At 60.0% G+C, this 19126-nt stretch carries 19 protein-coding genes; 6 read left to right on the top strand and 13 right to left on the bottom strand.

Annotated elements, in window-relative coordinates; genetic code table 11:
* Nucleotides 1-487 precede the first annotated feature (487 nt).
* Nucleotides 488-1558, top strand: coding sequence for a GGDEF domain-containing protein (locus FCH38_RS00095; protein WP_149897478.1), 1071 nt, complete (start codon nucleotides 488-490; stop codon nucleotides 1556-1558).
* Nucleotides 1559-1784: 226 nt separating this feature from the next.
* Here FCH38_RS00095 and FCH38_RS00090 read toward each other — a convergent pair whose 3' ends face one another.
* Genes FCH38_RS00090 through FCH38_RS00080 form a run of 3 tightly spaced genes read right to left on the bottom strand, consistent with a single transcriptional unit; the run spans nucleotide 1785 to nucleotide 4667 of the window.
* On the bottom strand, nucleotides 1785-2393 hold the full coding sequence (locus FCH38_RS00090; protein WP_149897477.1) for a pyridoxamine 5'-phosphate oxidase family protein: 609 nt from the start codon (nucleotides 2391-2393) through the stop codon (nucleotides 1785-1787).
* A gap of 42 nt (nucleotides 2394-2435) precedes the next feature.
* On the bottom strand, nucleotides 2436-4247 hold the full coding sequence (locus tag FCH38_RS00085; RefSeq protein WP_174372492.1) for a monovalent cation:proton antiporter-2 (CPA2) family protein: 1812 nt from the start codon (nucleotides 4245-4247) through the stop codon (nucleotides 2436-2438).
* A 51-nt stretch (nucleotides 4248-4298) separates the two neighbouring features.
* Complete coding sequence (locus tag FCH38_RS00080) at nucleotides 4299-4667, bottom strand: gamma-butyrobetaine hydroxylase-like domain-containing protein (RefSeq protein WP_174372491.1); 369 nt, start codon at nucleotides 4665-4667, stop codon at nucleotides 4299-4301.
* Between the two features lie 107 nt (nucleotides 4668-4774).
* Here FCH38_RS00080 and moaA point away from each other — a divergent pair, with 107 nt between their 5' ends.
* From moaA to mobB, 5 genes are all read left to right on the top strand, one after another.
* The gene (moaA, locus tag FCH38_RS00075; RefSeq protein WP_174372490.1) at nucleotides 4775-5824 is read left to right on the top strand and encodes a GTP 3',8-cyclase MoaA; all 1050 of its coding nucleotides are present in this window, start codon (nucleotides 4775-4777) and stop codon (nucleotides 5822-5824) included.
* Nucleotides 5825-5986: 162 nt separating this feature from the next.
* On the top strand, nucleotides 5987-6955 hold the full coding sequence (locus FCH38_RS00070; protein WP_174372489.1) for a DMT family transporter: 969 nt from the start codon (nucleotides 5987-5989) through the stop codon (nucleotides 6953-6955).
* Nucleotide 6956: 1 nt separating this feature from the next.
* Nucleotides 6957-8156, top strand: coding sequence for a multidrug effflux MFS transporter (locus tag FCH38_RS00065; RefSeq protein ID WP_153513850.1), 1200 nt, complete (start codon nucleotides 6957-6959; stop codon nucleotides 8154-8156).
* Complete coding sequence (gene mobA, locus FCH38_RS00060; RefSeq protein WP_174372488.1) at nucleotides 8153-8785, top strand: molybdenum cofactor guanylyltransferase MobA; 633 nt, start codon at nucleotides 8153-8155, stop codon at nucleotides 8783-8785. The genes FCH38_RS00065 and mobA overlap by 4 nt, the downstream gene beginning before the upstream one ends.
* Nucleotides 8786-8821: 36 nt before the next feature.
* Entirely contained in the window at nucleotides 8822-9337 is a 516-nt protein-coding gene (gene mobB / locus FCH38_RS00055) for a molybdopterin-guanine dinucleotide biosynthesis protein B (RefSeq protein ID WP_174372487.1), read from the top strand.
* A 200-nt stretch (nucleotides 9338-9537) separates the two neighbouring features.
* On the opposite strand, the gene FCH38_RS00050 is transcribed toward mobB, so the two are convergent.
* From FCH38_RS00050 to nagZ, 10 genes are all read right to left on the bottom strand, one after another.
* Nucleotides 9538-11106 carry a peptidoglycan DD-metalloendopeptidase family protein gene (locus FCH38_RS00050; RefSeq protein WP_174372486.1) on the bottom strand — a complete coding sequence of 523 codons (1569 nt, stop codon included), beginning with the start codon at nucleotides 11104-11106 and terminating at the stop codon, nucleotides 9538-9540.
* Nucleotides 11107-11451: 345 nt separating this feature from the next.
* Entirely contained in the window at nucleotides 11452-12105 is a 654-nt protein-coding gene (locus FCH38_RS00045) for a protein-L-isoaspartate(D-aspartate) O-methyltransferase (protein WP_174372485.1), read from the bottom strand.
* Nucleotides 12102-12872, bottom strand: coding sequence for a 5'/3'-nucleotidase SurE (gene surE / locus FCH38_RS00040; protein ID WP_149897468.1), 771 nt, complete (start codon nucleotides 12870-12872; stop codon nucleotides 12102-12104). Before surE ends, FCH38_RS00045 begins: the two co-directional genes overlap by 4 nt.
* A gap of 174 nt (nucleotides 12873-13046) precedes the next feature.
* Complete coding sequence (gene serS, locus FCH38_RS00035; RefSeq protein WP_174372484.1) at nucleotides 13047-14330, bottom strand: serine--tRNA ligase; 1284 nt, start codon at nucleotides 14328-14330, stop codon at nucleotides 13047-13049.
* 96 nt (nucleotides 14331-14426) lie between these two features.
* Complete coding sequence (gene tatC, locus FCH38_RS00030) at nucleotides 14427-15230, bottom strand: twin-arginine translocase subunit TatC (RefSeq protein WP_149897466.1); 804 nt, start codon at nucleotides 15228-15230, stop codon at nucleotides 14427-14429.
* On the bottom strand, nucleotides 15227-15967 hold the full coding sequence (gene tatB, locus FCH38_RS00025) for a Sec-independent protein translocase protein TatB (protein WP_174372483.1): 741 nt from the start codon (nucleotides 15965-15967) through the stop codon (nucleotides 15227-15229). The genes tatC and tatB overlap by 4 nt, the downstream gene beginning before the upstream one ends.
* 54 nt (nucleotides 15968-16021) lie before the next feature.
* The gene (locus FCH38_RS00020; protein WP_149897464.1) at nucleotides 16022-16240 is read right to left on the bottom strand and encodes a twin-arginine translocase TatA/TatE family subunit; all 219 of its coding nucleotides are present in this window, start codon (nucleotides 16238-16240) and stop codon (nucleotides 16022-16024) included.
* Between the two features lie 129 nt (nucleotides 16241-16369).
* Complete coding sequence (gene scpB, locus FCH38_RS00015) at nucleotides 16370-17104, bottom strand: SMC-Scp complex subunit ScpB (protein WP_149897463.1); 735 nt, start codon at nucleotides 17102-17104, stop codon at nucleotides 16370-16372.
* On the bottom strand, nucleotides 17094-17942 hold the full coding sequence (locus FCH38_RS00010; RefSeq protein WP_153513856.1) for a segregation and condensation protein A: 849 nt from the start codon (nucleotides 17940-17942) through the stop codon (nucleotides 17094-17096). The genes scpB and FCH38_RS00010 overlap by 11 nt, the downstream gene beginning before the upstream one ends.
* A gap of 58 nt (nucleotides 17943-18000) precedes the next feature.
* Entirely contained in the window at nucleotides 18001-19017 is a 1017-nt protein-coding gene (gene nagZ / locus FCH38_RS00005) for a beta-N-acetylhexosaminidase (protein ID WP_174372482.1), read from the bottom strand.
* Nucleotides 19018-19126: the final 109 nt, after the last annotated feature.

Genomic DNA, 19126 nt, shown 5'->3' with positions numbered 1-19126 from the left:
CCGTCTGAGAGCCACCGGATCGAAACGGCATACTGTTTCAAAAGCTTGACAAATATCATCCCTATACCGGCGCTAACCGCGCCGTTTGGCGTTGAGAGCATCAAATAAAAACTGTAAGATTCTTGCGTTTAGACATAAGCGACGAAGTTCGCCGCCTATAGGCCATGTCTTGCGGAATTGAAAAATGCACTGCCCCGACATTTCCTATCCCGGCACCCTGTATTGCTGTGCCAAAATAAATCACTCGAAAAGCGTTATCGGGATTGACAGAATAAATACGATGCTGTCACCAAGGCGAATAGTAGAGGTAAAAAACTCCGGAAATCTATAAAAATGAAAATTACTTATAATTATCAATTAAATAAGATAAAAATCAACAAAAACAGGATTTCCGGGAACAAAAATTAGTTTTCTATAAATTAAGCTTTCCAAAACAGCCTACATAATAATAATCATTGTCTATAAGCAGACTCACTGGAGTTTCTTGATGAACACGGCATCCACGCCCAAAACAACGGGACCCGACATTGCCGGACAGATTGCCTACGCCATGCGGAGCATGGGTGTTTCGCCGATCCCGCGTAATTACAGCCTTTTCTACGAAGCCTATATCGGCTCGAACCCGGCGCTGACGAAAGATCTGGCGGCGCTTGGAAGCCGGGCCACGCAGGAAGATCTGGACGAACTCTCCACGCGCCACGGCGAAAGCAATCCGGTCAGGGCCATCGACGACGCGCATGAAAAGCTCAGGCGCGAACTGGAAGCGTTGCTGGGCACATTGCGGCGGGAACAATCCTCCATCGAAAACTACAACAGGATCCTTGGCGAAACGCGCCAGCGCATCGATGACAAGAACGCCTCCAGCACCAATATTCTGAAGAATGCGATCCTGTTGCTGGCCGAAGCCACGGGCACGAAGATCATCGATGGCGAGAAGGCGTTTAACGACGTCAATCGCCATGCCGAGGAAATGCATCAGGTCCGTCTGGAACTGGATGAATATAAGCGCATCGCCAATACCGACTCGCTGACGCGCCTTTCCAACCGCCGGGCTTTCGACGACCGGCTGGCCTGCGTCTATGACAGCTCCATCGGCCTGCAATATACGTCGCTGGTCCTGCTCGATATCGACCATTTCAAGCGGATCAATGACACGTTCGGCCATCCGGTCGGCGACAAGATTTTGGCGACCGTCGCCTCGGTCATCCGCGCCAATGTCCGCAAGGACGGCTTCGTCGCCAGAAGCGGCGGCGAGGAATTCGCCATCATTCTCGACGGCAATACGCCGGAGGAAGTCATGGTGATGTGCGAGCGCATCCGCCTGTCGCTGGAAAGCACACCGTTCCGCAATTCAAGATCGGGCGCCGACTATGGCACGGTGACGATCTCCATCGGTTTCGCTTCCGCTTCGCAGGCCAACAATCCGGGCGAGCTTTATGGCCATGCCGATACGGCGCTCTACCACGCCAAGGAAACCGGCAGAAACCGCTCCATCTTTTACGAGGATGGCATGCAGAAGAACTATACCGGCAAGAACTGGCTCATTTACCGGACGTGACGCGTATCGCGCCAGTTTGGGTGCGCTAAAACCACGCTACTTCCCCTACCCTCATTCCTGTGCCTGTCACAGAAATCTGGCCAGCCCAGGTCCTTGGGCTGTAAAACTCTCTCCGCCGCGCAGACGCGCGTCGACTGGATTCCTGTAACGAGCACAGGAATGAGGAAATAGGAAAGACGTCGGCCTATCGTTGCATCGCTATGAGGTACTCTTCGCGACAAGCCCCTCACCACATCGTAGCCGCTGCCCGGGCCGCCCATTCGCGGTCATAGGTTTCCTGATCGAACTCCGCTTTCGCGGCTTTCAGCAGCACACCCGGCGTGGGTAGCGACGCCGGTTCGACGAAGTGTTCCGGGTTCCACAGTTCCGAGCGCATCAGCGCCCTGGCACACTGGAAATAGACCTCATCAATCGTCATCACGATGACGGTGCGCGGATGTTTGCCATCCATCTCGAAGCTTTGCAGCAGCTCCGGATCGACGGAGACCACGGCCCGGCCGTTGATGCGCATCGTGGTATTCGAACCGGGGATCAGGAACATCAGCGCCACCCGCGGGTCACGCACGATATTCAAAAGGGAGTCGACACGGTTGTTGCCGCGCCAGTCCGGCAGCAGCACTGTCTTGTCATCCGCTACCCGCACGACACCGCCCCTGTCACCACGCGGCGAACAGTCCATGCCTTCCGGCCCCACAGTCGCCAGCGCCAGAAAGGGTGACGCCTCAATCATCAGCCGGTATTCGGCCGTCAGCGTGGCCGTTACCTTGGCGATCGACGCTTCGCTGGTTCCGTCATAGATGGCCTTCAATTCCTCAACCGTGTGAATGATCGTCATGTCAATTCCAACCCTGTTAAAACCGGTATATCGGGACTACGCCTATTCTTCCGCCGCTTCCGCCTTTTCCCGCTCCGCCCGCTCGCGTGCAGTGCGTGCGGCGACGAGGTCGGCCGGCTGAGCATTGCCGCGGATCAGCGAACGGCCGGCATAGATGCCGCCGACGACCTCCATGGCGAAACGTTCCTCGTCACGGTCGCGGAATTCCTCCACCAGACGGGCGGCGTCCTCACGCTCCTCGCCCATGGCGCCCAGCACTTCCTCACTGAAATTCAGCGCCGATTCCAGCGTCTCACGGATCTGGTAATCGACGCCCGCCTTCAGAAGATCGATGGCGTGGCCACGGTCATAGGCGCGGGCAAGAACCGGAACCAGCGGGAACTCGTGCTTGACGATCTCCGCGATCCGCACCGCCGCATCCTTGTCATCGACGCAGATGAGCACCGCGCGCGCCGTGCTGGCGCCGGCTGCATGCAGGATTTCCGCCCGCGATCCGTCGCCATAATAGACCTTGAAACCGAACTCCGCCGCGTCACGCACGAAGTCGGCATCCTTGTCGATGAGAGACAGGGTGTAGCCACGCGCCAGAAGCGGCTGGCTGACGATCTGCCCGAAACGCCCGAAGCCGATCAAGAGAATGCTGCCCTCGACATTCTCAGGCACGTCGAGATCGTCGGTATTGGGAACTGCCGCCGGCACCAGCCGGTCATGCAGAATGACCATCAGCGGCGTCAACACCATCGAGATGATGATGGTCGCGGTCAGGATGGCGTTCGCCTCCCGGTCGAGAATGCCGGCGCTAACGGCGGCGGAATAAAGCACGAAGGCGAATTCGCCGCCCTGCGCCATCAGCACCGCCCGCTCCAGGCTCTCACGGCGCGTGGTGCCGAGCGCCCGCGCCACACCATAGATCAGAAAACCCTTGAGCAGCATGTAGCCCGCCACACTGACGACCACCAGCTGCCAGTTGGAGCCGATGACGGCAAGGTCGATCGCCATGCCGACGCCGAGGAAGAACAGGCCGAGCAGAATACCGCGAAACGGCTCGATATCCGCTTCCAGCTGATGCCGGAAGGAAGATTCCGACAAAAGCACGCCGGCGAGAAACGCGCCCATGGCCATGGAAAGTCCGCTGACCTGCATCAGCAGCGCAGATCCCAGCACCACGAGAAGCGCAGCAGCCGTCATCACCTCCCGCGCACCGGAGGCGGCGAGCAGCCGGAAGAACGGGTTAAGCAGATAACGCCCGGCAAGAATGAGCGCACCAACGGCGGCAAGCGCAATGCCCACGGAAATCCAGCGCTCCGAGGGCGTCACATGTTCGCCGCCCGAACCGAGAAAGGCGACAAGCGCCAGAAGCGGCACGATGGCCAGATCCTCAAACAGCAGGATGGCGATGATGCGCTGGCCCTTGAGGCTGGACATGCTGTTGCGTTCCTGCAGCATCTGCATGACGATCGCCGTCGAGGTCAGCACGAAACCCGTGCCAGCGACGAAGGACATGATGACCGGAAAGCCAAGACCGACACCGATCAACGTCAGGCCCGCCATGCACACCAGCACCTGCAGCGCGCCCAGCCCGAAAATATCCTGCCGCATCGACCACAGCCGCGACGGCTGCATTTCAAGGCCGATGATGAACAGGAACATCACTACGCCCAGTTCGGCAATATGGAGAATGGCCTGCGAATCTGAGAAAAAACCAAACCCGTAAGGACCGATCACCAGGCCGGCAGCCAGATAACCCAGCACCGAACCGAGGCCGATACGCTTGAAAATCGGCGCGGCGACGACACCTGCCGCCAAAAGCACGACCACCTGGGCCAGATCATTTCCGTTCGCTTCGACAGCCACACGTCACCCCGTTGCAATTGATAGGACGAGGGCTTCGTCCCCCGTCTTTTTCTACCGGGATAGCGGCTCCCTGCTCAAGCCCTTTTCAGCAAGCTGCCGTTGATAATCGTCAAACAGTGCGTCGCCGGTTTCGCCCAGTTCCCTCAGATATTTCCAGGTGTAGATACCGCTGTCATGGCCGTCGTCGAAAACGATGCGAACCGCATAATTGCCGGTCGCGACCATCGAGCGGATGGTGACATTGCGTTTGCCGGGTACCGTGACCTTTTGTCCCGGCCCGTGACCCTGCACTTCCGCCGAGGGTGAAAGCACCCGCAACATCTCGGCGGGAAGCCGATAAACGCTTCCATCGTCAAAGGAAACCGTCAATTCCCGCCGGTCTTTCGACACCAGCAGCTCGGTCGGCCAGACATCACTCATTTTTCACTTCCGTAAGCTCATCATATGCGTCAAAATTACGGACTTGCCTCACGATAGGCAAGCCACTACATCATTTGAAAGGCGCATCGCGCAATGAGGATGGAGACGTGAACAGTTTCCCCGGATCGCTTGAAAAAGCGCAATTCCTGACGGAAAACAACGCACCGATGGTGGATCCCTTCGGCCGCGCCATTACCTATCTGCGCGTTTCAGTCACCGACCGCTGCGATTTCCGCTGCACCTATTGCATGTCCGAGCACATGACCTTCTTGCCGAAGAAGGACCTTCTGACGCTGGAAGAACTCGACCGGCTCTGTTCCGTCTTCATAACGCGCGGCGTGCGCAAGCTCAGGCTCACCGGCGGCGAGCCGCTGGTGCGCAAGAACATCATGTCGCTGGTTCGGAATCTCGGCCGCCATGTGCGCAACGGCACATTGGACGAACTGACGCTGACCACCAATGGCTCGCAGCTTGCCAAATATGCCGATGAGCTGGCCGATTGCGGTGTCAAGCGCATCAACGTCTCGCTCGACACGCTCGACCGCGATAAATTCCGCCAGATCACCCGCTGGGGTGATATCGACCGTGTCATGGAAGGGCTGGATGCCGCGCAGGCCGCCGGCATCAAGGTCAAGCTCAACGCCGTGGCGCTGAAGGATTTCAACGACACCGAAATGCCTGAAATCATGCGTTTTGCCCATGGTCGCGGCATGGACCTGACTGTCATCGAAACCATGCCGATGGGTGAGATCGAGGAAGACCGCACCGACCGCTATCTGCCGCTGTCGCAGTTGCGCGCCGATCTGGAAAAGAGCTTCACGCTCATCGACAGCGATTACCAGACCGGCGGCCCCGCCCGTTACGTAACGGTGGAGGAAACCGGCGGCCGGCTCGGCTTCATTACGCCGATGACCCATAATTTCTGCGAAAGCTGCAACCGTGTCCGCCTGACCTGCACCGGCACGCTTTATATGTGTCTGGGCCAGGACGATACGGCCGATCTGCGCACGGCGCTGCGCGCTTCCGACAGCGACGTCTATCTGTCCAGCGCCATCGATGAAGCCCTTCTGCGAAAGCCGAAGGGGCATGATTTCATCATCGACCGCACCCACAAACGCCCCGCCGTCGCCCGCCATATGAGCGTGACGGGCGGCTGAGCCGCTTTCTTTGTCACCTATCTATATAAGCGGTTGAATTGCCGGCTTGGCCGTGTCACGTCTCTTTACATGGAGGAATGCGTCGTCGCGCCCGCGAGGCCGCCCGAAACCGTCTGAAAGGTCGGTCCGGGTAAAACTGCGCATGGTCTGGGATCGTATGGAATGGCATTGACGGACAATACGCGCGGCGCGCTTTTCATGGCGCTCGCCATGGCAAGCTTCACGGCCAACGACGCCCTGACGAAATCCGTCACACCCTACATCAACACCGGCCAGATCATGTTCGTGCGCGGCATCATGACCGTGGTGCTGATTTATATCGCCGCCCGGCATTTCGGCGCGCTGAGACCACTGAAAACCCTGCTGCGGCCCATCATCATCCTGCGCTGTCTCTGCGAAGTGACTGCCGCGGTGCTTTATCTGACCGCGCTGGGCCTCATCGAATTTTCCAACGCATCGGCCATATTGCAGTCCCTGCCGCTGGTGGTGACGCTGGGGGCCGCATTGTTCCTGCGCGAACCGGTCGGCTGGCGGCGCTGGGTGGCCATCATCGTCGGTTTCATCGGCGTGCTCGTCATTATCCGGCCCGGCCCGGAAGGTTTTACCCCCGGCGCGCTGCTGGTCGTCGCATCGCTCGCCGTCACCGCCGCACGTGATCTCCTGACCCGGAAAATGTATGCCGATGTGCCCTCGCTTGCGATTACCGTCATCACCGCCACCGTCAACATGGCGGTGGGCGGCCTGCTGATCGTGCCTTTCGGCGGCTGGCAGCCGATGAATGTCACGATCGTCTCGCATCTGGCCGCTTCGGCCATTCTGGTGCTGGTCGGTTATCAGGCGATCATTCTCGCCATGCGATCAGGCGAAATCTCCTTCGTCGCGCCCTTCCGTTATACCGGCCTGCTCTGGGGTTTCATGATTGGCGTGTTCTTCTTCAACGAAAAAATCGACACTTTCACGATCGTCGGCGCGATGATCGTCATCGGTTCGGGTCTCTACACTTTCTATCGTGAAAGCCTGCGTAAACGTTCGCAGATGGCCAAGCGCGCGGCCGCGACACCGACGGCCGCGACCACGGTGCGACCGGCTTCCGTAACGAAAACTGCCGTTACGGAAGAGGCGGGAGAATGACATGAAAAGCGGCCGTTTTCTCGATCGAACCACCCCACCCCACATCATCACGCTGGTCGTCATCGCCGGCGTCGCGGCGCTGTGCATGAATGTGTTCCTACCCTCGCTTGCGGCCATGGCGCTCTATTTCGAGACCGATTACGCGGTGATGCAATTTGCGGTTTCGGGATATCTTGCCGCCACCGCCTGTCTGCAACTTCTCATCGGCCCGCTTTCCGATCTCTTCGGCCGCCGGCCGGTCATGCTTGCCAGCATCGCGATCATGATCGCCGCCACGCTGGTCTGCATGCTGGCGCCGAATATCACCGTCTTCATGATCGGGCGCGTCGCACAGGCGGCCGTCGTTTCCGGCTTCGTGCTGGCCCGCGCCATCGTGCGCGACATGGTGCCAATGGAACAGGCCGCCTCAATGATCGGCTATGTAACCATGGGCATGTCGGTGGTGCCGATGGTTGGCCCAACTGTCGGCGGGTTGCTCAACGACATTTCCGGCTGGCAGTCGAGCTTCGCACTCCTTGCCCTGCTTGGCGTCGGCATTCTGGCGCTCGCATGGTTCGATCTCGGCGAAACCAACCACAATAAATCGGCGAGTTTTTCACAGCAGTTCCACGCCTGGCCGGAACTTCTGCGCTCGCCGCTGTTCTGGGGTTATGCGCTGACCTCGACCTTCTCGTCGGGCATGTTCTTTTCATTCCTCGGCGGCGCACCCTTTGTCGGCAGCGTGCTTTATGGGCTTGCCCCGGCCATGCTCGGCCTGCAGTTCTTCTTCATGGCCAGCGGTTACATGCTCGGCAATTTCGTCTCCGGCCGTTATGCCAGCCAGATCGGCATCACCCGCATGATGCTGTCGGGCAATGTCATCGCCATTGCCGGCATCGTCACGACTATCATACTGATTACCGGCGGGGCGGAAAGCGCCTATGCGTTCTTCGTGCCGCTTGCCCTGATCGGCGTCGGCAACGGCGTGACACTGCCTAGCGCCAATGCCGGCATGGTCAGCGTCCAGCCGCATCTGGCCGGTTCCGCCTCCGGTCTTGGCGGTGCGATGACCATCGGCGGCGGTGCCGCCCTTTCCGTGCTTGCCTCATCGGTCCTCTCAAAAGAAGATGGAACCTGGCCGCTCCTCATGGTGATGCTGGCGACCGGCCTTGTCGCCCTTCTCACCACCTATGTCGTAAGGCTGCAGGAACAGCGGCAATGAGCGCCCTTCAGATACCCGGTCTCGTGCTCGCCGGTGGCCTGTCGCGGCGCATGGGCACCAACAAGGCGATGGTGATGCTGGGCGATGCGCCGTTGCTTTCCCACGTCGTGCGCCGCATTGCGCCACAGGTCTCTGATGTCACCATCAATGCCGCCATCAAAGACAAGGGCGACTGGGCGGAAACTTTCGGCCTGCCGCTGTTGCCCGATACGCTGAACGGCCATGCCGGGCCACTCGCCGGTGTTCTGGCCGGCATGCGGCATTTCCGCAATCGCGAGGCCACCGGCAGCCATTTCCTGACCGCGCCTGCCGACAGCCCGTTTTTCCCCGACGATCTCGTCGCCCGGCTGTGCGAACACATATCGGACAATACGATCGTCATCGCTGCCTCGAGCGGCCAGCTTCATCCCGTCTTCGCGCTGTGGCCGGTGGCGCTTGCCGACGATCTCGAGGAGTGGCTGAAGAAGGATGCGAACCGCCGTATCCGGGCTTATCTTGCCCGGCATGTCACCATCGGTGTGGCCTTCCCGCCGGTGGAAACGGCAAAGGGCAGCCTCGATCCATTCTTCAACATCAACACCCCGGATGAGCTGGCGCTGGCGCGTAGCCATCTAGAGCATTTCCAGTAGGATAATGCGTTGAAACAAAGAGATGGAGCTGCAACCATGACGGCACAAAAGGTCTTTGGCATTGCCGGCTGGAAAAATTCGGGTAAGACCGGCCTTGCGGTGCGCATCGTCACCGAGTTGACAGCGCGCGGCTACCGCGTCTCCACCATCAAGCACGCCCATCATGATTTCGATATCGACAAGGTGGGTGCCGATAGCTGGCGTCACCGGCAGGCCGGCGCGCATGAGGTCACCATCGTTTCCGGCACCCGTTTCGCCATCATGCATGAATTGCGCGGCGAACCCGAGCCGTCCTTCGAGGCCATCCTCTCCCGCCTCGCCCCCTGCGATCTCGTGCTGATCGAAGGTTATAAATACGAGCCGGTGCCGAAGATCGAGGCGCGCCGGCTGGAAGCGATGAAAACCGAACCGCTTGCGCCGCTCGATCCGCATATCATCGCAATTGCCGCCGATCATGAGGTAGCGGACACGGCTCTACCGGTTTTCGATCTCGACGATACCGCAACGATTGCAGATTTCATCGAGAAGACGGTCGGGTTGGTGAGAGGGTAAGCCGGCGTTGGAAACGGGGCTGTTTCAGGCTCGACCGCACTCTCTCCTCGGACTTGACCCGAGGATCCAGAACCCCGCACACCATGGATCCTCGGGTCGAGCCCGAAGATGACGTCGAATATGTGGAGACGTTTGCATCACCCCAAAAATGAAAAAGCCGGGCTCTTCACCCGGCTTCATCATTCCTTGAGACGCAATACCTATTCAAGGAAACCTGATGGGTTCACCGGTGTCGCATCCTTGCGAACTTCGAAGTGAACCTGCGGACGCTTGGCGCTGCCGGTCATGCCTGAGGTGGCGATGGTCTGGCCACGCTGGACCTTCTGGCCGCGCTGGACATCGAGATTGGCGGCGTTGCCGTAGACAGTGACCTTGCCGTCGTCATGGCGCACCAGCACCGTGTTGCCGAGCTGCTTCAGACCGTTGCCGGCATAGATGACCACACCGTTTTCAGCGGCCTTGATCGGCGTACCCTCGGGAACCGAGATGTTGATGCCGTCATTGCGGCTGCCTTCGACATTGTCACCGAAATTGTTGATGACCGCGCCGCGAACCGGCCAGCGATATTTGCCGATGCCGGTGGATTCCGGAGCGAGAGAAGCCATGTCGGACTTCTTTTCGATGTCGCTGACACTTGCCGTGGCAGCCGGCGCGGCAGGAATAGTCGCGGCAGCAGCGGCAGGGGCCTTGTAGGGTTCCGGCTTGGCGGATGCGGTCTCGACTGCCTTGGCCGCTTCCTTGGCGGGAACCGAGGCTGTCTTGACGTTGTCAGTGCCGGCGCCCGGCATGGAAAGTGTCTGGCCGACACGGATGCTTTCGTTGGAAAGACCGTTGGCGGCCTTCAGCGCGGCAACCGAGACGCCGTTTTCACGGGCGATCTTCGCAAGGCTGTCGCCCGGCTGAACCTTGTAACCACCGGTCGGCGGCAGTGGCTTGCCACCGGGAGGCGTCAGCTTGCCAGCCTCGGAGGAAATCTTGTCACGGGCGGCAGCCTGCGACGGCAGCACGGCAACATTGCCCTCAGGGCTGCGCAGCGGGGTCGGCTGGTCGCCATTGCGGTTCAGCGCGATATTGCCGGCCGCATCCTTGGCGGCGTTGCGCACCTGGCCGAATTTCGGAATGAGGATCGACTGTCCGGCCTGCGCCGAAGACGCGGACTTCAGGCCATTGACCCGCAGCAGTTCCTTTTCCGGGACGCCGTAGCGGTTGGAAATGGTGGTGATGCTTTCGCCGGGACGCAGGGTCACGGAGGAAGCGCCATCCGTATGCCAGCCATTCTTGTCGGAACGGACGGTTGCGGTTGTCAGATTGTCGGCGACGGGCGCGGCTGTCTGGCGGGCAGGTGCTGCCAGAGAAGGTGCGGCTTGTCGCTGTGCGGACGGGAAAGGCTGAGCCATGGCTTCGTTGCGCGTCGCCGGATCGCGGCTTGCCACTGCCGACGGTGCCGACAGTTCGGAGCGCTGCACCGGAGAGGCCGAAGCCGAGCGGGCCGTGGACGGCTGGACGCCGCCGCCGTAACCGCCGGACTGCGGATAGGAATTGCCCGCCATGTTCTGATTGGCGTAACCGCCCTGCGGCGCGGCGGAAGCATAACCGCCGTTCATGTCGCCCTGCGGAACCGGGGCCTGCGCATAAGCACCACCACCCTGACGGGCTGGAATTGACGCCGTGGTCATCTTGTCCGGTCCACTGGAAAAGAGGCCGCCGAACCGCGTTGCATCCGAGCTACAGCCCGTTGCGACGCTTGCCAGCAATGCCGCTGCGAACATTTTTGCGACTGATTTTCCGATTTTAGACGAATGTCTCATACGCATGACTCGATCTACACTGACGCCAACCCGCCGCATCGAAACCGATCCGGCACAAATTTCACTTCTTGCAAGGCCCATTTCCCGAGGTGGGGAAAACCATGCGTCGATGTTTATGATTAAAGCGCGTTAGTGTTACCACGCCGTTAAAACGTTAAGCCTCTCAGTGCTTTTTTGACACTTCGATAACCATGACGAAAACCGGATGCCTCATGTTGAGACAATAATGATATTGAAAATCAGATAGTTGCGACAATTCAGAACATTAGAAGACAAAAATGAATTGCCTTCAAAATTTTCATTTCGTCACAAATGCCGGGCAATATGGGTGCTGAGCGGCAGATAAGGCGCCTCGAACAGCTCTTCCTTTTCGAAGCGGCTGCCGGTCTTGGAGAAGCGGGTCATCACGCAGCGATCACCCTCAACGATGATCGGCGCGATCATCATGCCGCCCGATACGATCTGTTCGGCGAAAAAACGGGGCATGGTGGTGAAGGCGGCTGTGGAGACGATACGGTCGAAGGTACCTTCGCCCACAAGTCCATTGCTGCCATCCGCCTGACGGATGACGACATTGCGGATGGAAAGATCGTCCAGACAGTTCTGCGCCTGCTGCACCAGCGTCTTGTAACGCTCCAGCGAAAACACCCGCTCCACCCGACGGGCCATGATCGCCGTCATGAAACCGCTGCCGGTGCCGATTTCCAGCACCCGCTGGCCGGGCTTGACCTGCAGGCGGGCAAGGATTTTCACCGCCATGTCGGCGCCTTCCATGAAGGCGCCGCAGTCGATCGGGATCGTGCGGCTGGAATAGGCGTCAGCAGCAAATTGCGGCGGCACGAATTTGGAACGTGGCGTCTGCTCGACCGCCGTCAACAGGTCGAGGTCGGAAATCCCCTCGCCCCGCAGGCGGAGAACGAGAGCGGCAAAACCTTCCTTTTCGACCATGGCGGATTTCAATCGGCGACTCCGAATCCAAGTGCTTGCGCAACCCGATCCTTCACCGAGTAATCCGTCAGGTCAAGCTTAAGCGGCGTGACCGAAATCTTGCCATGCTTCAGGGCATGGATATCGGTGCCTTCGCGGAAGGTACCAAGGCGCTCGCCGAAGCGCAGCCAGTAATAGGGGAAACCGCGGCCGTCCTGTCGTTCTTCCACGGTCAGGCCGAAATCGAGCTTGCCCTGCCCGGTCACGGAAACGCCCTGCACATCCTTGGGCGCGCAATTGGGGAAATTGAGATTGAGGAAGGTGCCATCAGGCAGATCGACATTCATCAGCTTGCGCAGAAGATCCGGCGCATAGGTTTCGGCGACTTCCCAGGGCACGACACGGCCGTCAGCATGGCTGAAGGCCTGGCTGAGCGCGAAGGAACGCACGCCCTGTAGCGTGCCTTCGATGGCGCCGGCAATGGTGCCGGAATAGGTCACATCATCGGCCATGTTGGCGCCGGCATTAACGCCTGACAGCACGAGGTCGGGCTTCTCCGGCAGAACTTCGCGAATGCCCATGATGACGCAATCGGTCGGCGTGCCGCGCAACGCATAATGCTTGTCGGAGATTTTGCGCAGACGCAGCGGTTCGGAAAGCGTCAGCGAATGGGCAAGACCGCTCTGGTCGGTCTCAGGCGCAACGATCCAGACATCGTCGGACAGCGTGCGGGCGATACGCTCCAGCACGGCCAGACCCTCGGCGTGGATACCGTCGTCATTCGTCAGCAAAATCCGCATGTTTTCTCTCCGCTATTCATTTGGTTCAGGTAAGAGCACCCCCTCAACCGTCATCCCGGCCTTGAGCCGGCATCCAGTCGACGCGCGTCCGCGCTTCGGGAAGAGCCCTTCCAGCCCAAGGACTCGGGCTGGCTGGATTCCGGTTCAGGGCCGGAATGACGGAAACACCAGAACTCAGGCCGCCTTCTCGATGCGTGTCAGACCGCCCATATAGGGCAGCAGCACGTCTGGAATTGTGACGGAACCGTCCTCGTTCAGATAATTTTCGAGAACCGCGATGAGGCAGCGGCCGACAGCCGTACCGGAGCCGTTCAGCGTGTGCACGAACTTCGTCGCCTTGTCGTCCTTGCCGCGATAACGCGCATTCATGCGCCGTCCCTGGAAATCGCCGCAGACCGAGCAGGACGAGATTTCACGATAGGTGTTCTGGCCGGGCAGCCACACTTCCAGATCGTAGGTCTTGCGTGCGCCAAAACCCATGTCGCCGGTGCACAGCGTCATGGTGCGGAAATGTAAGCCGAGACGCTTCAGCACTTCTTCGGCGCAGGCCGTCATGCGCTCGTGCTCGGCGACAGCACTTTCCGCATCGGTGATGGAGACAAGCTCGCATTTCCAGAACTGGTGCTGGCGCAGCATGCCGCGCGTGTCGCGACCGGCCGAACCCGCTTCCGAACGAAAGGACGGGGTCAGCGCGGTGAAGCGCAGCGGCAGCTTTTCCTGATCGAGAATTTCGCCGGACACGAGGTTGGTCAGCGTCACTTCCGCCGTTGGGATCAGCCAGCGGCCATCGGTGGTCTTGAACAGGTCCTCGGAAAACTTCGGCAATTGGCCGGTGCCGAACATCGCCTCGTCACGCACCATCAGCGGCGAGGATACTTCGGTATAGCCATGTTCGCTGGTGTGCAGATCGATCATGAACTGGCCAAGCGCCCGCTCCAGACGCGCCAGCTGGCTGGTCAGAACGGTGAAGCGCGAGCCAGAAAGCTTGGCGGCGCGTTCGAAATCCATGTAACCGAGCGCTTCGCCGATCTCGAAATGCTCCTTCGCCGCATGGTTCCAGCCGGGCTTCTGGCCGACCACGCGGGCAACGACATTGTCGTGCTCGTCCTTGCCATCAGGCACGTCGTCGAAAGGCATGTTCGGCAGGCGCGACAAAGCATCGTTCAGCTCGGCGGTGACCTGGCGGTCCTCCTCCTCGGCGCGCGGCATGTTTTCCTTGATGTCGGCGACTTCTGCCTTCAGTTTTTCCGCAAGCTCCATGTTCTTCTGCGCCATGGCGGCACCGATTTCCTTGGAGGCGGCATTGCGGCGGGACTGCATGTCCTGCAGGGACTGGATAACGGAACGGCGCTTTTCATCAAGGGCGATCAGGCCGCTCGCGGCAGGCTCCACGCCACGGCGTGCAAGAGCCGCATCGAAGGCTTCGGGGTTTTCGCGTATCCATTTAATGTCGTGCATCGTCGTTCCAGACCGTTGTTGCATTGCCCTCAGCAAAACGCCGGGCAAAGGCCCGGCGCGAAGAGATTTGTGAGCGGGGGAAACCTTCGCAAAGGCTCAGGTCTCTTCCAGCTCCGTGCTTTTGGATTCCGCCGCACGTTTCCTCTCCACGAGTCGAGCCATGTAGATGGAAATCTCGTAGAGAATGATCGCAGGCAGCGCAAGACCGATCTGGGACATGGGATCAGGCGGCGTCAGCACCGCGGCGACCACGAAGGCGAGCACGATGGCGAACTTGCGCTTTTCCCGCAGCCAGTCGCTGGTCAGAATGCCGACGCGGGCCAGAAGCGTGGTGACGACCGGCAGCTGGAACACCAGACCGAAAGACAGCACCAGCGTCATGATGAGGCTCAGATATTCCGATACCTTCGGCATCAGCGAAATCGCCACCTCGCCATCTTCAGGTAATTGCTGCATGGCGAGGAAGAACCACATGACCATGGGCGTGAAGAAGAAATAGACGAGCGCAGCACCGATGAGGAAAAGGATCGGCGACGCGATGAGGAACGGCAGGAAGGCGGCGCGTTCGTTCTTGTAGAGACCGGGTGCGACGAATTTATAAAGCTGCGAGGCGATCACCGGAAAGGAGATGACCATTGCGCCGAACATGGCGACCTTGATCTGCGTGAAGAAAAATTCCTGCGGCGCGGTATAGATCAGCGACGATTTCGTCACATCGAGCCCGGCCCAGAGCACTGCCCATTTATAGGGAATGACAAGCAGGTTGAAGAGGTGCTTGGCCACCGCAAAACAGCCGATGAAGGCGATGAAGAATGCGCCGAGCGACCAGATCAGCCGGGTGCGCAACTCCATGAGGTGCTCGATAAGCGGCTGTGGCTTATCTTCGGTATCGCCGCTCATGCTTCATCCTTTTTCGGCTTTGCAGCCTTGGTTCTTGCCGGTTTGGCGTCAGCCACCACAACAGCCTTGTCCGCTGCCGCTTTCTTGACGGCTGCCTTTTTGGCGACAGCCTTCACGGAAGATTGCGAAACGGCTGGTTCGCCGGCTGCGGGAGAGGCAATGGCTTGCGGTGCTGCGTCCGCCTTGCTGCGGGCGGCACGCTTCGGCTTGGCGGCAACCGCCTCTGCCTCAACCGTCGCAATTGATTTCGCACGTGCGCGCTTCGGCTTCGTCTCCGCAGCAGCAACAGGAGTAACCGGCGCGGAGGCCGCAGGCGTGGAAACCACTGAAGGCGGCGTGTCCGGAAGTTTCATTTCCGGTTCCGGCACGCTGACCAGCGGCGCAACCGGCTCGCTCGTCGCGGGTGCCGGGGTGGACGACAGGCCATCGGGCGCCGCCGTCGCCTTCTGGAGATCGGACTTGATCTCGTTGCCCAGCTGGCGAAGCGGGTTCATCGCATCGCGCAGCGAGTTGGTGGGGTTGAGATTGCGGACATCGGAAATGGTCTGGCGCACATCGTCCATGTCGGCCTCTTTCAAGGCCTCGTCGAACTGCGTGCGGAAATCCCCCGCCATCTTGCGAAGGCCGGCCATCGTTTTACCGAAGGCGCGGATCATGGGCGGCAAGTCTTTCGGCCCGACAACCACGATCAACACGACCGCAATCACCAGAAGCTCACTCCAGCCGATATCTAACATCAATATGCTCCCGAGACCCTAGCGCCGTCTCAAAACAAGCAGCTTCAAAGCCGCTTACTTGATCTCGTCAGCCTTGTGGTCGACGGTCTTCGCATTGGCAGGAGAGTTTGCATCGGCCGGAGGCGGCGTCTGGTCTTCGTCAGCAATGCCCTTCTTGAAGCTCTTGATGCCCTTCGCGACATCACCCATCAATTCCGGGATCTTGCCACGTCCGAAGAGGACGAGAACAATCACCAGCACGATGAGCCAATGCCACACACTAAAAGAACCCATAACTGCAACTCCTGAATTTCGCTTTCAGACGATGTAAGACGTTTGAAAGGCTTTTTCAAACAACAAATTGTCGCGTCAACAAGGTGTGAGCATAAAGTTTTTGCGTCCTGTCATCCGCTGACGGCGATATCAATCATCACCATCGCCGCCGCCCGGCGCAAGCAGGCCCAGCTCCTCCAGATCGAGCTGCGTGATCGGGTCTTCGTCTTCACGCAATTCGTCGCTCATCATCGGCAGGGGAATGCCGAAATTGGACGGGATACGACCGGAAAGCAGCCCCGCGCCTTTCAGCTCCTCAAGGCCCGGCAGATCCCGTAGCTCCTCAAGGCCGAAATGATCGAGAAACTCCACCGTGGTGCCGATCGTCACCGGCCTGCCCGGTGTGCGCCTGCGACCGCGGAAACGCACCCAGCCCGCCTCCATCAGCACGTCGAGCGTACCGCGTGAGGTCTGCACGCCGCGGATTTCCTCGATTTCGGCGCGTGTCACCGGCTGATGATACGCTATGATCGCCAGAACTTCCAGCGCCGCGCGCGACAGCTTCTTCGGTTCCTTCTCCTCTGTGCGGATGACGAAGGAAAGGTCGCCCGCCGTGCGGAAGGCCCATTGCCCGCCCACCTGCACGAGATTGACACCCCGGTCGCCATAGGCGGCCTTCAGCTGGTGCAGAATGGTGACGACATCCATGCCGCGCGGCAGACGCTCGGCGATGAAGCCGATGGAAACCGGCTCGGCCGAGGCGAAAATCAGCGCCTCGGTGATGCGCTCAGCCTCCTTCAGCTGACGCTCGGAAAATATCGTGGGTTCGGGCTCCACCCCATCTGTCACGATCAATACCTCGCCGGCCTCGTCATCATTCGTCATCATTGGTCCTTTCGGCATTCACCGCGCGATCGTCTCTTTCGCCCCTGCGCATATAGATCGGCTGAAACGCACCGTCCTGCCGGATTTGTAACGATCCCTCGCGCACCAGCTCCAGCGAGGCGGCAAAGGCGCTGGCGATGGCCGTTACCCGCATGGCGGGATCGGGCACATATTGCAGCAGATATTGATCGAGCACCGTCCATTCGCCGACATCGCCGAGGAGACTGTTGAGAAGCTCGCGCGCCTCCACCAGCGACCAGACCTGCCGCTTTTCGATGGTGACCTGGGTGATGGCCTGCCTCTGCCGCAGATTGGCATAGGCGCTCAGAAGATCGTAGAGGTTCGCCTCGTAGGCCGAACGGTTGATATGCGGAATATGCTCCGGCGCCCCACGGGCAAAAACATCGCGGCCAAGCTGGGCGCGGTTGACCAGCCTTTCGGCCGCCTCGCGCATCGCTTCCAGGCGTTTGAGGCGGAAGGCCAGCGTTGCCGCCATTTCCTCACCTGAGGGGCCGTCATCCTTCGCCTGTTGCGGAATGAGCAGCTTGGATTTGAGGAAGGCGAGCCACGCCGCCATGACCAGATAATCGGCGGCCAGCTCGATGCGCACGCGGCGTGCGCTTTCCACGAATTGCAGATATTGCTCGGCAAGCGCCAGCACCGAAATGCGCGACAGATCGACCTTCTGCGTGCGGGCAAGGTGCAGGAGAAGATCGAGCGGGCCTTCGAAACCCGCAACATCGATGACCAGCCCGGCCTCGCCCGTCAGCCGCTCCGGCGTCACATCCTGCCAGAGCTTGTCCATCGGCGGTAAATTGCGAGACTTGTCTGCGGCCATTGTTCCATCCGCCGGGCGTCCGGCCTGTGATCCCGAGTGGGCGACCGCCGCCCGATCGTCAGGAAACGGCCCACATGGCGTTGAATTCAGCTCTCAGTTCAGCTTCGTCGGCGGTGTCGGCAGCGGGGAAACCCGCCTCCACGGCCCGCACCCGCTCCAGCGAACGGCCGGAAAGAACGGGAACTTCCTTCACGACCTCAAGCATTTCACCCATCACGCCATTGCAATGCAAGACTATATCGCAACCACCCGCAACAATATTCGCAGCCCTTTCGCCAAGTGTGCCCTTCAGCGCATTCATGGAGCTGTCGTCGGACATCAGCAACCCGTCAAAGCCGATCCGGCCGCGAATGATCTCACCGATCACCTTTCGCGACGTGGTCGCCGGTTGCTCCCGGTCGACGGCGTTGAAGACCAGATGTGCGCTCATCGCCATCAATTCGCGGTTAAGCGCCCGGAACGGTACGAAATCATGGGCGTCCAGCTCGTCGAGCGGTACATCGACAACCGGTAGATCATGATGAGAATCCACCATGCCGCGCCCGTGGCCGGGCATGTGTTTCATGACAGGCAACATGCCGCCCGCTTTCAGGCCGTCCGCCGCCGCCTGCCCCATCTCGGCAACCATGGTCGGCGAATAGCCATAGGCGCGGTTGCCGATGACGTTGCTGGCGCCCTCCACCGGCACGTCAAGCACCGGCAGGCAATCGACATTGATGCCGAATTTCATCAGGTCAAAGGCATGCAGACGCGACATCAGCCAGGCGGCGCGCAGGCCTTCCTCGCGGTCGCGCTCGTAGATTTCGCCGAGAATGCGGGCATTCGGATAGGCTTGCAGGATCGGCGGCTTGATGCGCTGGACGCGCCCGCCCTCCTGATCGATCAGCACCGGAGCCTCCGGCCGCCCGACGGCATCACGCATCGAGGCGACGAGATCGGTGATCTGCTGCGGTTCGCCGATGTTGCGGCCGAACAGGATGAAGCCCCAGGGCTGCTGGTCACGGTAAAGGGCAATCTCGTCGGCGGTCAGCGAAAGCCCGCTGCATCCGAGGATCATAGCTTTGCAATCGGTCATGGTGTCACGCTCGCAAGGGGAAAGAGATGGAGGATAAAAGAGGCTGCGCCGTCAGGCGTACGACAACGGTCCGCCAACCTCACCGCCGTCATCCTCGGGCTTGACCCGA

This window comes from Agrobacterium tumefaciens, from assembly GCF_013337285.1.
GTDB classification, from domain to species: Bacteria; Pseudomonadota; Alphaproteobacteria; order Rhizobiales; family Rhizobiaceae; genus Agrobacterium; species Agrobacterium burrii.
The sequence above is the reverse complement of the archived record's forward strand: the minus strand, read 5'-3'. Positions and strand labels throughout refer to the sequence as shown.

Excerpts from the sequence above, each read along its gene's own strand:
- nagZ (WP_174372482.1), bottom strand. The coding sequence starts at position 19,017 with ATGACCGATTGCAAAGCTATGATCCTCGGATGCAGCGGGCTTTCGCTG.
- FCH38_RS00065 (WP_153513850.1), top strand. The coding sequence starts at position 6,957 with ATGAAAAGCGGCCGTTTTCTCGATCGAACCACCCCACCCCACATCATC.
- FCH38_RS00090 (WP_149897477.1), bottom strand. The coding sequence starts at position 2,393 with ATGACGATCATTCACACGGTTGAGGAATTGAAGGCCATCTATGACGGA.
- FCH38_RS00070 (WP_174372489.1), top strand. The coding sequence starts at position 5,987 with ATGGCATTGACGGACAATACGCGCGGCGCGCTTTTCATGGCGCTCGCC.
- tatC (WP_149897466.1), bottom strand. The coding sequence starts at position 15,230 with ATGAGCGGCGATACCGAAGATAAGCCACAGCCGCTTATCGAGCACCTC.
- surE (WP_149897468.1), bottom strand. The coding sequence starts at position 12,872 with ATGCGGATTTTGCTGACGAATGACGACGGTATCCACGCCGAGGGTCTG.
- FCH38_RS00020 (WP_149897464.1), bottom strand. The coding sequence starts at position 16,240 with ATGGGTTCTTTTAGTGTGTGGCATTGGCTCATCGTGCTGGTGATTGTT.
- tatB (WP_174372483.1), bottom strand. The coding sequence starts at position 15,967 with ATGTTAGATATCGGCTGGAGTGAGCTTCTGGTGATTGCGGTCGTGTTG.
- serS (WP_174372484.1), bottom strand. The coding sequence starts at position 14,330 with ATGCACGACATTAAATGGATACGCGAAAACCCCGAAGCCTTCGATGCG.
- FCH38_RS00050 (WP_174372486.1), bottom strand. The coding sequence starts at position 11,106 with ATGTTCGCAGCGGCATTGCTGGCAAGCGTCGCAACGGGCTGTAGCTCG.
- FCH38_RS00010 (WP_153513856.1), bottom strand. The coding sequence starts at position 17,942 with ATGGCCGCAGACAAGTCTCGCAATTTACCGCCGATGGACAAGCTCTGG.
- scpB (WP_149897463.1), bottom strand. The coding sequence starts at position 17,104 with ATGACGAATGATGACGAGGCCGGCGAGGTATTGATCGTGACAGATGGG.
- mobA (WP_174372488.1), top strand. The coding sequence starts at position 8,153 with ATGAGCGCCCTTCAGATACCCGGTCTCGTGCTCGCCGGTGGCCTGTCG.
- mobB (WP_174372487.1), top strand. The coding sequence starts at position 8,822 with ATGACGGCACAAAAGGTCTTTGGCATTGCCGGCTGGAAAAATTCGGGT.
- FCH38_RS00095 (WP_149897478.1), top strand. The coding sequence starts at position 488 with ATGAACACGGCATCCACGCCCAAAACAACGGGACCCGACATTGCCGGA.
- FCH38_RS00080 (WP_174372491.1), bottom strand. The coding sequence starts at position 4,667 with ATGAGTGATGTCTGGCCGACCGAGCTGCTGGTGTCGAAAGACCGGCGG.